The sequence below is a fragment of the Clostridium paridis genome, assembly GCF_016765615.1.
GTDB lineage: Bacteria > Bacillota > Clostridia > Clostridiales > Clostridiaceae > Clostridium_T > Clostridium_T paridis.
This window is the reverse complement of record NZ_JAESWA010000022.1, coordinates 817,207-833,137: the sequence shown is the minus strand read 5'-3', so window position 1 is coordinate 833,137 and position 15,931 is coordinate 817,207. Positions and strand designations below refer to the sequence as shown.

General features: G+C 30.0%; 12 protein-coding genes and 1 riboswitch. Of the genes, 9 read left to right on the top strand and 3 right to left on the bottom strand.

Annotated elements, in window-relative coordinates; all coding sequences use genetic code 11:
- Positions 1-2: 2 nt before the first annotated feature.
- Positions 3-626 carry a DUF47 domain-containing protein gene (locus JK634_RS11885; protein WP_202767859.1) on the top strand — a complete coding sequence of 208 codons (624 nt, stop codon included), beginning with the start codon at positions 3-5 and terminating at the stop codon, positions 624-626.
- Positions 619-1,620, top strand: coding sequence for an inorganic phosphate transporter (locus JK634_RS11880; protein ID WP_202767858.1), 1,002 nt, complete (start codon positions 619-621; stop codon positions 1,618-1,620). Before JK634_RS11885 ends, JK634_RS11880 begins: the two co-directional genes overlap by 8 nt.
- Before the next feature lie 34 nt (positions 1,621-1,654).
- Here JK634_RS11880 and JK634_RS11875 read toward each other — a convergent pair whose 3' ends face one another.
- On the bottom strand, positions 1,655-2,125 hold the full coding sequence (locus tag JK634_RS11875) for a flavodoxin family protein (protein WP_202767857.1): 471 nt from the start codon (positions 2,123-2,125) through the stop codon (positions 1,655-1,657).
- Between the two features lie 142 nt (positions 2,126-2,267).
- Between JK634_RS11875 and fabV the strand changes: the two genes are divergently transcribed.
- Both fabV and JK634_RS11865 read left to right on the top strand, forming a co-directional pair.
- Entirely contained in the window at positions 2,268-3,431 is a 1,164-nt protein-coding gene (gene fabV, locus JK634_RS11870) for an enoyl-ACP reductase FabV (protein WP_202767856.1), read from the top strand.
- A 43-nt stretch (positions 3,432-3,474) separates the two neighbouring features.
- A riboswitch (purine riboswitch) is annotated at positions 3,475-3,575 on the top strand.
- Between the two features lie 90 nt (positions 3,576-3,665).
- The gene (locus JK634_RS11865) at positions 3,666-4,238 is read left to right on the top strand and encodes a xanthine phosphoribosyltransferase (protein ID WP_202767855.1); all 573 of its coding nucleotides are present in this window, start codon (positions 3,666-3,668) and stop codon (positions 4,236-4,238) included.
- A gap of 324 nt (positions 4,239-4,562) precedes the next feature.
- Here the strand turns inward: JK634_RS11865 and JK634_RS11860 are convergent, their stop codons facing one another.
- The gene (locus JK634_RS11860) at positions 4,563-5,987 is read right to left on the bottom strand and encodes a YARHG domain-containing protein (RefSeq protein WP_202767854.1); all 1,425 of its coding nucleotides are present in this window, start codon (positions 5,985-5,987) and stop codon (positions 4,563-4,565) included.
- 240 nt (positions 5,988-6,227) lie between these two features.
- On the opposite strand from JK634_RS11860, the gene adhE reads away from it, so the two are divergent.
- Together adhE and hcp are read left to right on the top strand one after the other, a co-directional pair.
- The gene (adhE, locus tag JK634_RS11855; protein ID WP_202767853.1) at positions 6,228-8,822 is read left to right on the top strand and encodes a bifunctional acetaldehyde-CoA/alcohol dehydrogenase; all 2,595 of its coding nucleotides are present in this window, start codon (positions 6,228-6,230) and stop codon (positions 8,820-8,822) included.
- 286 nt (positions 8,823-9,108) lie between these two features.
- On the top strand, positions 9,109-10,740 hold the full coding sequence (gene hcp / locus JK634_RS11850) for a hydroxylamine reductase (RefSeq protein ID WP_202768121.1): 1,632 nt from the start codon (positions 9,109-9,111) through the stop codon (positions 10,738-10,740).
- Between the two features lie 106 nt (positions 10,741-10,846).
- On the opposite strand, the gene JK634_RS11845 is transcribed toward hcp, so the two are convergent.
- On the bottom strand, positions 10,847-11,872 hold the full coding sequence (locus JK634_RS11845) for a DUF1646 family protein (protein WP_202767852.1): 1,026 nt from the start codon (positions 11,870-11,872) through the stop codon (positions 10,847-10,849).
- A gap of 244 nt (positions 11,873-12,116) precedes the next feature.
- Between JK634_RS11845 and JK634_RS11840 the strand changes: the two genes are divergently transcribed.
- The 3 genes from JK634_RS11840 (at position 12,117) to JK634_RS11830 (ending at position 15,673) form a co-directional block, all read left to right on the top strand.
- Positions 12,117-12,740 (top strand): GntR family transcriptional regulator, encoded by a 624-nt coding sequence (locus tag JK634_RS11840; protein ID WP_202767851.1) that lies wholly within the window; start codon positions 12,117-12,119, stop codon positions 12,738-12,740.
- Between the two features lie 213 nt (positions 12,741-12,953).
- Complete coding sequence (locus tag JK634_RS11835; protein WP_202767850.1) at positions 12,954-14,081, top strand: ABC transporter ATP-binding protein; 1,128 nt, start codon at positions 12,954-12,956, stop codon at positions 14,079-14,081.
- Positions 14,081-15,673, top strand: coding sequence for an ABC transporter permease/substrate-binding protein (locus JK634_RS11830; RefSeq protein ID WP_202767849.1), 1,593 nt, complete (start codon positions 14,081-14,083; stop codon positions 15,671-15,673). Before JK634_RS11835 ends, JK634_RS11830 begins: the two co-directional genes overlap by 1 nt.
- Positions 15,674-15,931: the final 258 nt, after the last annotated feature.

Sequence of the window (15,931 nt, the reverse complement as noted above, 5' to 3'; positions counted from 1 at the left end):
TTATGTTTAACTTTTCACCTAAAAACGATAAGTTCTTTGATTTATTTATCGACTTTTCAGAATTAATTCAGGAGGCATCAAAGGAACTAGTAAGTTTCGCAAAAGACACAAATACTTTAGAAGAAAGAAGTTTGAAACTAAAAGATATTGAACACAAAGGTGATGATCTTGCACATAGAATATTTGAAGAATTAAATAACAATTTCATTACACCTTTAGATAGAGAAGATATCTTAGTGATTACAAATAGGCTAGACGACGTAATTGATAATATTGAAGATTTAGCTGGAAGATATCTAATGTATAATATCAAAACTAGTAGAGAAAAAAGTTTTAAAATGATTGAATTAATTGATAAAAGTGCAGTAAAATTACAAGAATTATTTGTAGCGCTTAAAGATTTTAAAAAGAATAATAATACTAAACAATCAATTGTGGAAATTAATCTTCTAGAAACAGAAGGAGATTTCGCTTATAGAGAAGCTATGAGAGAATTATTTACTACAGATGTAAAAGAAATAGAAATAATAGTATGGAAAGATCTTTATGAAAAATTAGAGAAAACTTTAGATTCTTGCGAAACTTTAGCTAACTTAGTTGAAGGAGTTGTAATGAAACATGTTTAATTCAGCATTAGTAATTACGAGTATTATAGTTATCCTTGCATTAGCTTTTGATTTTATAAATGGGTTTCATGATACAGCTAATGCTATCGCAAGTTCAGTTACTACAAGAGCATTGTCTCCTCAAAAAGCTATACTTATGTCAGCATGCTTAAATTTTACTGGAGCTTTAATAAGCACAAAGGTAGCTACTACAATTGGTGGAGGAATAGTTTTTTCAGGAGGAGCACCAGAAAAAGTAGTACTAGCAGCTGTAATTGCAGCTATACTATGGAATTTGATAACTTGGTATTTCGGAATTCCAAGTAGTTCATCCCATGCATTAATTGGAGGCCTTATCGGAGCAGCAATAGCATTCTCAGGAACAGTACATATAATAAATTGGCCTACATTTCTTAAGAAAGTTGTTTTATGGCTATTCTTATCTCCAGTAATCGGATTTATAGTCGGATTTATAATAATGACATTAATTAATTGGGTATTTAGAAAAGCAAAGCCAATGAAAGCAACAAAAGGATTTTTAAAAGCACAAGTATTCTCTGCAGCTTTTTTAGCATTTAATCATGGAAGTAATGATGCACAAAAGTCTATGGGTATAATTTCTCTAGCTTTAGTTAGTGGAGGATATCTAGAAACGTTCCATGTTCCTCTATGGGTAAAAATTGCATGTGCCACTGCTATGGCATTAGGAACATCTATAGGTGGTTGGAAGATTATAAAGACTATGGGAAGTGGTATGGCAAAGCTAACGCCAGCTTCAGGTTTTGCAGCTGATTTATCAAGTTCTGCGGTTATTTTTACAGCCACTATGTTAGATGCACCAGTTAGTACTACACATATAGTTTCTACAGCTATAATGGGAGTATCAGCATCAAAAAGATTTTCAGCAGTAAGATGGGGAGTTGCTAAAAATATAGTATCAACTTGGGTATTAACAATACCATGTTGTGCAATAGTTGGTGGAATTATTTCCATAATAGTAACTAGGTTAATATAAAGTAAAAAAACTCGGATAACCGAGTTTTTTTACTTTAATGATCTAAGAAATTTTCAAGTTTATTTATGTAACTTAATTTATTAACTTCAGATTTAGTAATTGTAACTTTAAAACTTGAGTTTATATTTAGAAGTTGTTCAATAATAGAAAAAGCAGCTTCTCCTCCATTTCCACCTTGAGTGCAAAATAAGCTAATAGATTTAATGTCTTTTTTATAAAGATTAATGAAGGTTCTAATAGCAGGTGGTATCTTGGAAGCCCAGACAGGGAATCCTATTATAATATGTTTATAATCTTTTGGCTCTTTAGTAATAGGTGCAATTTTTGTTTCTTTTCCTTTCATTGCTTCATATCCACTAATAATGAACTTAGTAAATCCTTTTCTTTTTTTCCAATCGATTATTTCCTCAACAGGACAATTTAATAGTTCTCCTAAATCTTTAGCTACGGTCTTAGTATTTTTTGTTCTTGAATAATAATAAATAATACTACTGTCACTTTCCATTGTAATCCCCCTAAACGTTTAACTAAAAATATTATACCAAAAAAATAATGACTAAAAAAGGATTTTGTGTTAATATAATTTATATGTAAAATATTTTGATTATCAAACTTTTTTATACGAAAATAATTGGAGGATTTTTATAATGAAAATTGAACCAAAATTTAGGGGATTTATATGTACTGCAGCCCATCCTTTAGGCTGTGAGGAAAATGTTAAAGAACAAATTGAATATGTTAAAGAAAAAGGTACTATTAATGGAGCTAAAAATGTTCTAGTTATAGGAGCTTCAACAGGATATGGTTTATCATCAAGAATTGTATCAGCATTTGGTGCTGGGGCAAATACTTTGGCAGTAAGTTTTGAGAAAGAATCTAATGGTAAAAGAACAGCAACTCCTGGTTGGTATAATACACAAGCCTTTGAGAAATTTGCTAAAGATTTAGGTGGATATCATAATAGCATTAATGGAGATGCTTTTTCAGATGAGATTAAAGAGCAAGTTATAAATGAAATAAAAAGTAATATGGGAAAAGTTGATTTAATAATATATTCATTAGCATCACCTAGAAGAACAGATCCTAAAACAGGAGAGGTATATAGTTCTGTAATTAAGACAATTGGTGAGAATTTTTCTGGTAATACTTTTGATTTTCTTACTTTTAAAATATCTAATGTAGAAGTTACGGCAGCTACAGAAAAAGAAATACATGACACAGTAAAAGTTATGGGTGGAGAAGACTGGAAGCTTTGGATTGAAGCATTAAAAGAAGCAGATGTTTTAGATACAGGCGTAAAAACTTTAGCTTATTCATACATAGGACCTAAGTTAACATATCCAATGTACAATGATGGAACAATTGGAATGGCTAAAAAGGATTTAGATATTAAAGCAAAAGAAATAAATGAATTATTAAGTGAAGTTGATGGAAAAGCTTACGTTTCAGTAAATAAAGGATTAGTTACTCAAGCTTCATCGGCTATACCAATAGTACCATTATATATTTCTGTACTTTATAAAGTAATGAAAGAAAAAGGAATACATGAAGGATGCATAGAACAAATTTATAGGCTTTTCAGCGATAGAATATATGGCGGAGATTTGCAATTAGATTCTGAAGGAAGAATAAGAATTGATGATCTAGAGCTTAGAGAAGATGTTCAAAAGGAAGTAATTGAACGTTGGGAAAAAATAAATAGTGAAAATATAACAGAAATATCTGATGCAGAGGGATTTAGAGAAGAATTCCTTAAACTATTTGGATTTGGACTAAAAAATATTGATTATAGTAAAGATGTGGAAGTATAAAAAATATTGCAATTTTATCAAAAATAATATAACATACAATCAAAAGAGAATATAAACTTCAGTTCGTATATACATGGAAATATGGTCCAAGTGTCTCTAGAGATAACCTTAAATTATCTAGCTACGAACTTTAATATTGTATGTAGAACCTATGGGCTGAAGTAATAGCTTTTTCTATAAATTTATAGAAAAATAATACTAAGAACCATAGGTTTTTATTTTTGGAGGAAAGTTATGGAGTTACTAAAAAAGAAGATTAGAGAAGAAGGAAAAATTATTGGTGATAGCATTCTTAAGGTTGATGGTTTTATAAATCATCAAATGGATGTAAGATTATTCAATGAAATGGGGAAAGAATTTAAAGAAAGATTTAAAGGAGAAAGAATAGACAAGATACTTACAATTGAAGCTTCAGGAATAGGAATTGCTACAATAATTGCTCAATATTTTGATTATGTTCCTGTAGTTTTTGCAAAGAAGTCCTTAGCATCAAATTTAGATAATGAGCTTTATCATTCTAATGTACACTCATTTACTAAAAATAAAGATTATGATGTGGTTGTAAGTAAAAGGTTTATTAACAAAGGAGAAAGAATCTTAATTATAGATGATTTCCTAGCAAATGGTTGTGCAGCCTGCGGATTAATAGACATTGTAAAACAAGGTGAAGCTGAGCCTGTGGCAGTTGGAATAATTATTGAAAAAGGATTTCAACCAGGAAGAAAAGTAATTGAAGGCTTAGGTGTGAAAGTAGAATCTTTAGCAATTATAGATAAAATTGAAAATGGACAGGTATTATTTAAATAAAATTCTTAAAATAAATCCTTAGCTATGAGTTAATGAAGAGCTAGGGATTTATTTTTTTTAAAAATAATGTATAAAAGTGTTGATAAAATGAAACAATAATCATATAATAATTATTAAATAAGAATAATTATCCAACATATAATAAGGAGTTGATTTTAATGAGTGTAATTAAATATGTATTTTCAAAGGACTTTAGAAAAGAATATTCCAAGGATCTTAGGAATAAAGTCAACTTTGAATTCGATGCTAATGAGAAGGCTTATAAGAAAGATAGATAGATTAATTAAAATAAGGCAGCCCATAAATGGGCTGTTTTATTTTGGATTAATATTTTTTCTCCCATTCTTGAATTAACTTATAATTCGCTATTTCATATTCATTTAAAGCCGACTCACTTCCATCATAACTTGGATTAGGAACATACCAACTTTTAGAGTTAAAATAATTCTTGTATTCATCCATCTTAAATACATAACCATGACGTGCAAATATTTCATTTCTAGCAATCCCTAATTCCTCTTTGCTTAACCACATTAAATCACCATCAGTTAGGTATCTCTTATAACTGTCTTCAATGATATAATCATCAGAATTATTTGGCTCATTAGCAACTTGTTCTACTACTGATTTTACTTCTGTCGGAGTTCTTCCATCTTCGTAAATTCTGAACCATTTTTTTAAAATAGTCGAAGATGATGCTGTTAAGTTATTTCCAACCACTTCATAAATACCATCTTTATCAATATCATCTGGCATTGTATAGTTATTAGCAATTACTGCACCTTTAAATATTATTTCTTCTTTATCAAATCCAAAAACACTTGTACAAGAATCTCCTGAGCTATTACTGTAATGAATAAATGCACCTTTTACTCCTTTAGAAAATTCATATACTCCTTGTATTTCTGAATTCCAATGTTCACTAAAAGTTTTAGTATCAACTACGTTGTATTGTCCATTAGTAATTCTAAACAAGTCAAGTTTTAATATTGCACCGTAATTGTAATTCATATTTTGCAAATGTATTATTTCATCGAAAGAGTCTCCGTCAAAGTCGTCATAGTAAACGTCTTCATACTTCATAAGTAATCCTTTTGAATTTTGCAATGGTGTATTTGTTAGCTTTGAAGAAATATTTAGCATAACATTATCATAATTCACATTAGATTTAAAATCTCCGCCTAATTTATTTATCTCTTTAAATTCCTTAATTATATCTTCGTATCTGCCTTCAGCATAAAGTTTATCTATCTTAATTTCTTTTATCTCTATAGCTATGCGTTTATATTCATCCTCAGATAATAAGCTAGATACTTCTTGAAGTTTAGTTTCTGCTGTATTGATATCAGTTTTAGACATTTCAATTAGCACATTTTCAAGTAAAGCCTTAGTATTGCTTGTCCTTAGTGATTTCACTGCATTTACTGCATAATCTACCTTATCGTGTGTTATTTCTGTGTTGTTATATTTAAATATATAATATTCTCCCTTTATTTTATTAAAGAACACCACAACTAATATTATAAGAAATAATAATAAACCTATTATTATTTTTATAGTAAGTTTTGAAGATTTTTTCTTAGGAGCGTTGTTTTTGGATAAATCATTTATTTCTTTAGATAAATTATTTTTCATGACCTTAGTTTTTGCATCTAAATTAGGTATTTCATTTTTTGTTTCTTGTTCACATTTTGGACAAAAATTCTGATCATCTGAAATAGGACTTCCACATTTAGTACAAAATTTCATTTACATCCCCCTTATAAATATTTTTATTTTCATAAGATATATTTTTTTAAAACACTCTCAATTTATATACTATTAATCTTTCAAATAATGTTACACAAAATATTAAATACTTTTACTTTAATAAAAAAATTAAGTGAGAAAGTAAGTTTTAATTTTCTCATACTCTTAAGGAATTTATGATATTTTGAAATTAAGTAGTGAATACTATTCATAAACCTATATAAATTCAAGGAGGGTATCATGAAAGTAACTAATTCAGAAGAATTAATGGAAAAAATAAAAGAAATAAGAATAGCTCAAAAGAAATTTTCTACATATTCACAAGAGCAGGTAGATAAGATATTTAGAGAAGCTGCAATGGCGGCAAACAATGCAAGAATTCTATTAGCAAAGGCAGCTACCGAAGAAACCGGTATGGGCATAGTTGAGGATAAAGTAATCAAAAATCATTTTGCTTCAGAGTATATCTACAATCAATACAAGGATATGAAAACTTGTGGGATACTTGAGAGGGATGATGCTTTTGGTATTACTAAGGTTGTTGAACCAATAGGTGTAGTAGCTGCTATTATACCTACTACTAATCCAACTTCTACAGCTATTTTTAAATCATTAATATCACTAAAAACTAGAAATGGAATTATTTTTTCACCACATCCAAGAGCTAAAAAATCAACTATTGAGGCGGCGAGAATAGTTCTAGAAGCTGCGGTAAAGGCAGGAGCTCCAGAAAATATCATTGGGTGGATTGATGAACCTTCTGTTGAGCTTTCACAATTAGTAATGAAGGAAGCAGATATAATCTTAGCTACAGGCGGGCCAGCCATGGTTAAAGCAGCATATTCATCAGGAAAACCAGCACTAGGAGTTGGCTCAGGTAATACTCCAGTAATAATTGATGAAACAGCTCATATAAAAACTACAGTAAGTTCTATTTTATTATCAAAGACCTTTGATAATGGAGTAATTTGTGCATCTGAACAAGCATTAATAGTTATGGATTCTATATATTCAGAAGTTAGAAAAGAGCTACAAGATCGTGGAGCATATATTTTAAATCCAGATGAAAGAGATAAGGTAAGAGCAATAATATTAAATGATAAAGGTGGGCTTAACTCAGATATTGTCGGTCAAAGTGCCTATAATATTGGTAAACTTGCAGGAATTACTGTACCTGAAGAAGCTAAGGTCTTGATAGGTGAGGTGGAATCGGTGGAATTAGAAGAACCTTTTTCCCATGAAAAGTTATCACCTATTTTAGCTATGTATAAAGTAGAAAATTTTGATGAAGCTTTAGTGAAAGCAGTTAGATTAATTGAGCTAGGCGGCTTTGGTCATACCTCAGTTTTATATACAGATCAAATTAGATCTAAAGATAGAATTGAAAAGTTTGGAGAAACAATGAAAACTGCTAGAACTATAATAAATATGCCTGCATCACAAGGGGCTATCGGTGATATTTATAATTTCAAATTACCTCCTTCTTTAACATTAGGCTGCGGGTCATGGGGTGGAAATTCTGTTTCAGAAAATGTTGGACCTAAACACCTTTTGAATATAAAAAGTGTAGCTGAAAGGAGAGAAAATATGCTTTGGTTTAGAGTGCCAGAAAAAATTTACTTTAAGTATGGTTCTTTGGGAGTGGCCCTTAGAGAATTGGCAGACATGGGTAAAAAGAGAGCCTTTATAGTAACAGATAAAGTTTTATATAATTTGGGATACACAGATGAATTGACCAAAGTACTTGAGGAAGGTGATATAGACTTTAAGATATTCTTTGATGTTGAACCTGATCCAACATTAGCAACAGCAACTAAAGGTGCTGATGAGATGGAAAGTTTTAAGCCAGATGTTATAATTGCATTAGGCGGAGGTTCTCCTATGGATGCAGCTAAAATAATGTGGGTAATGTATGAGCATCCAGAAGTAAGATTTGAAGATCTTGCCATGAGATTTATGGATATTAGAAAGAGAGTTTATAAGTTCCCTACAATGGGAGAAAAAGCATATTTTGTTGCGGTGCCAACATCAGCAGGAACTGGCTCTGAAGTAACTCCATTTGCAGTAATTACTGATGAAAAAACAGGAGTAAAATATCCTCTTGCGGACTATGAACTAACCCCAGATATGGCAATAGTAGATGCGGAGCTTATGATGAAGATGCCAAAGGGGTTAACAGCTGCGTCAGGTATAGATGCTTTAACTCATGCAATTGAAGCCTATGCCTCAGTTTTAGCATCGGAATATACTAATGGATTAGCATTAGAATCTATTAGACTGATATTTAAATACTTACCTGAAGCATATAATAACGGAACTACTAGTGTTAAAGCAAGAGAAAAAATGGCACATGCAGCAACTATGGCTGGAATGGCTTTTGCAAATTCATTCTTAGGAATATGTCATTCTATGGCCCATAAGTTAGGCTCAATGCACCATGTTCCTCATGGAGTAGCAAATGCTTTGTTAATTGATGAAGTTATAAGATTCAATGCGGTAGATGATCCAAGAAAACAAGCAGCATTTCCACAGTACAAATATCCTAATGTTAAATGGAGATATGCTGTTATAGCAGATTATTTAAATCTTGGAGGGAACACTGAGGAAGAAAAAATAGATCGACTTATTAAAAAGATAGATGTTTTAAAAACACAGATAGGAATGCCTAAAACCATAGCAGAATATGGAGTTACAAAAGATAGGTTTTATTCTACCTTGGATGATATGGTAGAGCAGGCTTTTGATGATCAATGTACAGGTGCAAATCCAAGATATCCGTTAATGAGTGAAATTAAGCAAATGTATATAAATGCCTATGAAGGTGCAGGCAAGTAATTAGGATTAACTAATTTAAGAATAAAGAGATAATGTTTGGAAAAAATCTTACTAAAGTAGTAAGATTTTTTTTATTGGTAACTTTAGTTACCGAAAATCTTTTCAAATGCAAATATAATTAACTTGTGATCAAGAGAGAACAAAAATAAAAATTAATAGGGTTTCAAGTTCAACAATTAATTTTTAAATGTCAGAAAATATCCAGGTACCGATATTTTCAAACATGTAAAAATTATGTTTCACTAAAGAAACCCCAAAATATAAATGGAGGAATTAAAGAATGAGTATGTTTTGTTATCAATGTCAAGAAACCGCTGGATGCAGTGGATGTACAATAAAAGGAGTTTGCGGAAAGACACCAGAACTTGCTGGGTTACAAGATGTTTTAATTTATGCAACTAAAGGGCTTTCAGAAGTTACTACAAAATCAAGAGAAGAAGGAATAAAGATTGCTGCAGAAGTAGATCATTATGTAACAATAAATCTATTCACTACAATCACAAATGCAAACTTTGATAATGAAGTATTCTACAAAAGAATAAACGAAACTCTTAAGATAAAAAATGAACTAATTGAAAAGTTATCTAATAAAGCTGATTTAAGTGAAGCTGCATTATGGACTGCTACAACAAATGAAGAAATTGATGCAAAAGCACCATCAGTTGGAGTACTAGCAACTGAAAATGAAGATGTTAGAAGTTTAAGAGAATTAATTACTTACGGATTAAAAGGTATGTCTGCTTACTTAAAGCATGCTAATGCTTTAGATTATGATAATGCTGAAATTAATGCATTCCTACAAAAAGCATTAAGTAAAACATTAGATGATAAATTATCAGCAGAAGAATTAATAGCTTTAACATTAGAAACTGGTAAAGTTGGAGTTGACGCTATGGCGTTACTAGATGGAGCAAACACTGGAACTTATGGAAATCCAGAAATAACAAAAGTAAACATTGGAGTTGGAAAGAACCCAGGAATACTTATTTCAGGACATGATTTAAAGGATATAGAAGAATTATTAAAGCAAACAGAAGGAACTGGAGTAGATGTATACACTCACTCAGAAATGTTACCAGCTCACTACTATCCAGCATTTAAGAAATACTCACACTTCGTAGGAAACTATGGAAATGCATGGTGGAAACAAAATGAAGAATTCGAAAGCTTTAATGGACCAATACTAATGACAACAAACTGTATTGTACCACCAAGAGCTTCATATAAGGACAGATTATTTACAACTGGAGCAGCAGGTTTTGAAGGTTGTAAGCATATTGAAGCTGGAGTTAATGGACAAGCAAAAGATTTCACAGAAATCATTGAATTAGCTAAAAAATGTCAAGCTCCAACTGAAATAGAAACAGGAGAAATCATTGGAGGATTCGCTCACAATCAAGTATTTGCATTAGCTGATAAGGTAGTAGATGCAGTTAAATCAGGAGCAATCAAAAAATTCTTCGTAATGGCTGGTTGTGATGGAAGAGCTAAGAGCAGACAATACTATACTGATTTTGCAAAAGCAATACCTAATGATACAGTTATTTTAACAGCTGGTTGTGCTAAGTATAAATATAATAAGTTAGAATTAGGCGATATTGGAGGAATTCCAAGAGTATTAGATGCAGGACAATGTAACGATTCATACTCATTAGCATTAATAGCATTAAAATTAAAAGAAGTATTTGAATTAGAAGATATAAATGAATTACCAATAGCGTTCAATATTGCATGGTATGAACAAAAAGCTGTAATAGTATTATTAAGCTTACTATACTTAGGTGTAAAGAACATTCACTTAGGACCAACATTACCAGCATTCCTTTCACCAAATGTAGCTAAAGTTTTAGTTGAAAACTTTGGTATCGGTGGAATAACAAATGTAGAAGATGATGTTAAAATGTTCATGGAAATGTAATTAAATAGTTTAGTCCATATAATCCCTTACAAATATACGATGGTGTCTCAATATGATTTGAGACACCATCTTTTTGTAGAAAAATTAATTTTAAAAGGAAAGGTTTTTAAATTACAAACATTATAATATAAAAAATTAATAAAATAAAAAATCCAAGAGGAAATCCAACACATATCCATTCGCTACTTTTTATTTTTAGTTTATTGGCTGAAATTATATTTGGAATATTACCTTGTATCATCATTCCACCACTGATGAGTAAACTCAAAAGGATGGTTTTTATGTGCAATGGTGTCATTAGTGAACTTATCTCAGCTGAAGCTAATGTAGCATTATCTAATATTGCAGATGAAATATTAATAATATATATATATTCAATATTAAGATTAATTAAATATGTGTCTATTATTGGCTTAAAACTAGCACCAAGCAATTCAAGAGATATAATGAAAATAAAAACTTTTAATACTCGAACAATTATAGCCATATACGTTTCATCTTCCAGTAGAGTGGAGCTGAATTTTGAAGTTAAGTTTGCACTAGTTTTAACTGTACATGCACCTAAGACTCCAAGTGCTAAAATCATAGGTATAATATAAGAGCCTATAAGATTAAAGATAAAGAAAAAATTTGCATTTAATTTTGAGGTGACAATTGTAGATAAGGGTTCACCTATAGGTGTTAGAACTGAGCCTAAACCAATTGAGAAACAAGATAGGACATTTACAATTATTTTATTGTCTCTATTTAAAGGAAGTAAACTTATAATTTCTACAAGGATTAGTGAAGCTATAATTGCAGTTATTATACTAGAAATTAATCCTAAAATTACTATCATTAAAAAAATGAAAATTTGTATAGATACATTTCTTAATATCTTATATATAACTTGCTGAAAATTCTTATAAAATAATTTAAATATTATGCCACCAGCTAATACTGTGATTGAAATGAGATATAAAAATTCATTTTTGAGAATATCAAGCACAAAGTTAATAGTTAAAATACCCGATAATACTGAGGATAAGATACCTATAACAAATAGAAAAATTTCTAAGTGATGTTCTATTGATTTTGAGAGTAGCGGCAAAAAAAGAGTTAGTAATAATAAAAGAACTAAAAAAATAAACATAAAGAATCTCCTTATAATTGATTAAACGAAATTTACATTATAAAATTTAAGTTAATATTGTATATGAAAAAAAGTATTGAAAGTATGCAACTTAAAATAAATTTATTATAGTTAAAGTAAAGTTCTATTATATATTGCAAGTTGAATAGATAAAAAAGTATAATGGATATTGTGAAATTTATGGTTGGATTGAAATAAGAAAAAAATTAGTAAATATTTATTGTTATAAAATGGAGGAATAAAGATGTCAGAGGTATCAATAATAAAACCAGTATATCAACAAATTTCAATAGATTTGGCAAATAGAATAGCTAGCGGAGAATTTGCAGTTGGAACAAAGATACATGGAAGATCAACCCTTGCAGGCAAGTATAATGTTTCGCCAGAAACTATAAGAAGAGCAGTCATTCTGCTTGAAGATATGGATATAGTAGAAGTAATGCAAGGAAGTGGCATTATGGTTAAATCTAAGGAGGCTGCATTTAAATTTATTGAAAAATTTAAGAGTACGGATTCAATAACTTCTGTAAAGAAAGAAATTCAAAGAATATTAAATGAAAAGAAAAAACTTGATGAAGAGCTATTTATAAATGCTAATAAACTTTTTGACTTTTCGGAGAGGTTTAAAAATTCCAATCCATTTGCTCCCATTGAAATCGAGATACCTCAAAATTCAAAGCTTATAAACAAAACAATTGGTGAAGTTAATTTCTGGCAAAATACAGGGGCAACAATAATAGGAATAAGAAGAGGAAAGTCTTTAATATTGTCTCCAGGTCCATATGCAACTTTTGTGGAAGGGGATATCTATATAATGATAGGAGAAGAAAGCTCCTACGAAAGAGTAACGATTTTTTTAAATGAATAGTATGGAGAAAAGATAAATTGGTGAAAAGCTAATTTATCTTTTTTTATTTAAAAGTGGATAGAAGAAAGATTTATGAGAGTGTATAGTTAAATGCTCTCAGGACATAGGGATTAAAAAATATTAGGATATTTTACAAAGAGACAACTTTATGATAAAATTAAGTTGTCACTTTGTAAAAAGTAGATAAATATATTTCAAAACAAGGAGGGTTATATGCTAGAATTCAAGAACGTAACTAAGAAATTTAAGAATAAAGAAATATTAAAAAATATTAGCTTTTCAGTTAATAAAGGTGAATTCGTAGTTTTAATAGGACCAAGTGGATGTGGAAAAACCACAACTTTAAAGATGATTAATAAGTTGATAGCTCCAAGTTCAGGGAGTATATTTCTTAATGGTAGAGACATTTCAAAAGAAGATACAATAGAACTTAGAAGAAATATGGGGTACGTTATACAGCAAACAGGACTGTTTCCTCACTTAACTGTAGGAGAAAATATTGGGTTGATCCCAAAATTAGAAAAGTGGTCAGAAGGAAAAATTACAGAGAGAACATTAGATCTTTTAGAGTTAGTAGGAATGGAGCCTAAGCCGTATATTGATAGATACCCATGTGAACTAAGCGGAGGACAACAACAGAGAATAGGGGTAGCTAGAGCTTTTGCAACCAATCCAGATATAATTCTTATGGATGAGCCCTTTAGTGCCTTAGATCCAATAACGAGAGACCAACTTCAAGATGAATTATTTAATCTTCAACAAGAACTAAAAAAGACAATCGTTTTTGTAACTCATGATATGGATGAAGCTTTAAAGCTTGCTGATAGGATTTGTATAATGAAGGATGGTGACGTAATTCAATTTGATACTCCAGAGAAAATATTAAAGAAGCCAGCAAATGAATTCGTAGAAGAATTTATAGGAAAAAACAGGATATGGAGACAACCTGAATATATAAAAGCTAAAGATATAATGATTTCTGAACCTATAAAAACTACAAAGGAGAGAACCCTTGTACAAGCTATAGAAATTATGAAATCAAATAAAGTAGATAGTCTTTTAATCACGAACAGAGAAAACAAGTTGGAAGGAATAGTAACCTTAAAGGATATTAGAAAAAATGAAAGTGGCTCTGTAAAGATAGATAGTATTATGGAAAGAGAAGTGAGAGCTGTAAAATTAAATGAATCTTTAATAGATATTCTAAATATTATGAATGAACTTCACATAGGATATATTCCTGTAATAGATGATAATTCTACATTATCAGGATTAATAACTAAAAGTAGCTTATTAAGTGTTCTAAGCAATCAATATATTAATCAGGAGGTAGATGTATAATGAATATTATAGGGTATATAAATGACTTTAAAGATTTTATTGTCTCGAGACACGAACAGATACTAAGTTTAATATTAGAACATGTTCAATTAACAGTAATATCAGTGCTTATAGCCATAATTGTTGGAATACCCCTAGGAATAGGTATATCTAGAAATAGAAAATTGTCAACTCCTATAATTGGTTTTGCAAATGTAGTACAAGCAATCCCTAGCTTAGCATTATTAGGGTTTTTAATACCTATACTAGGAATAGGAAGTAAGCCTGCAATATTAATGGTATTTTTATATTCGCTTCTTCCAATAATAAAAAACACTTACACTGGGCTTATGAATATAAATCCAGATGTTATAGAAGCATCTGAAGGGATGGGTATGACGAAAAGCCAAATTCTTAGGATGGTTCAATTACCACTTGCATTACCGATAATTATGACAGGGATAAGAATATCAGCTGTAACAGCTGTTGGCCTTATGACTATAGCAGCTTTCATAGGAGCCGGTGGATTAGGATATATGGTTTTTTCAGGTGTTCAGACAGTAAATAACAATATGATTTTAGCTGGTGCAATACCAGCATGTGCATTAGCACTATTAATAGATTTTATTGTAGGGAAGATAGAAAAGGGAGTAACACCTCCAGGAATAAGAAAAGCTGACGGAACAATTAAAATACCAAAGAGAAAAAATAATAAATCTAAATTTAAATATAGAGTTTTAATAGCAGGTTTAGCATTTATTATAATGGTTAGCGGAGCTATTATGTATTCTAAAAAGCAAGATACTATTGTTATAGGATCCAAAAATTTTAATGAACAATTAATATTAGGAAATATGTTAGCAACTTTAATTGAAAAAAATACAGATATTAAGGTAGAAAGAAAATTAAATTTAGGAGGAACAAGCATTGCATTTAATGCACTAAAGGCAGGGGAACTTGATATGTATGTAGAATACACAGGAACAGGTTTAGTTGATATTATGAAAGCTCAAACATCAAGTGATCCAGAAGAAACTTATAATAAAGTAAGTGATTATTTTGATAAAAATTATAATATCACTTGGTTAAAGCCATTAGGATTTAATAACACATATACTTTAGCAGTAAGACAAGATACCGCTAAAAAATATAATCTAGAAACTTTTTCAGATTTAGCTAAGGTAGGCAATCAGCTTACATTAGGTTGTACAATTGAATTTAGTAATAGAGAAGATGGATACCTAGGACTTAAGAAAACCTATAATATGAATTTTAAAAATGTGAATGCAGTAGATGGAGGATTAAGATACACATCATTAAATAGTAATAAGACGGATGTAATAGATGCATTCTCTACGGATGGTCTATTAAAAGCATTTGATTTAAAAGTTTTAAAGGATGATAAAAATTTCTTTCCACCTTATTATGCTGCACCTATGATTAATAATGAAACTCTTAAAAAGCATCCAGAGCTTAAAGATTTAATTAATAAATTAGCGGGGAAAATTGACGATGAGAAGATGAGAGAGTTAAATTATAGAGTAGATAAGCTTCAAGAATCTCCACAGGTGGTTGCAGAAGATTTCTTAAGAGAAAGTGGATTGATTAAATAAAAAGGTAAAGAAAATTTAAAATTTTTAAGTATAGATAGCGGCATCAATAGAAATAAAAGATGCCGCTTTTCTCTATATTTTTTTAAAAATTTGAGAGAGTATTACTATTTATATTTTAAAATAATTGACAGATATAGCTCTTAAGCATATACTATATATCATATAGGAATTATATGATATATAAAAGTTTGGAATTATCTGTTAATAGAAAAAAGTATGTTATCTACTTAAAATAAACGTTATACAAATTAGGAGGAA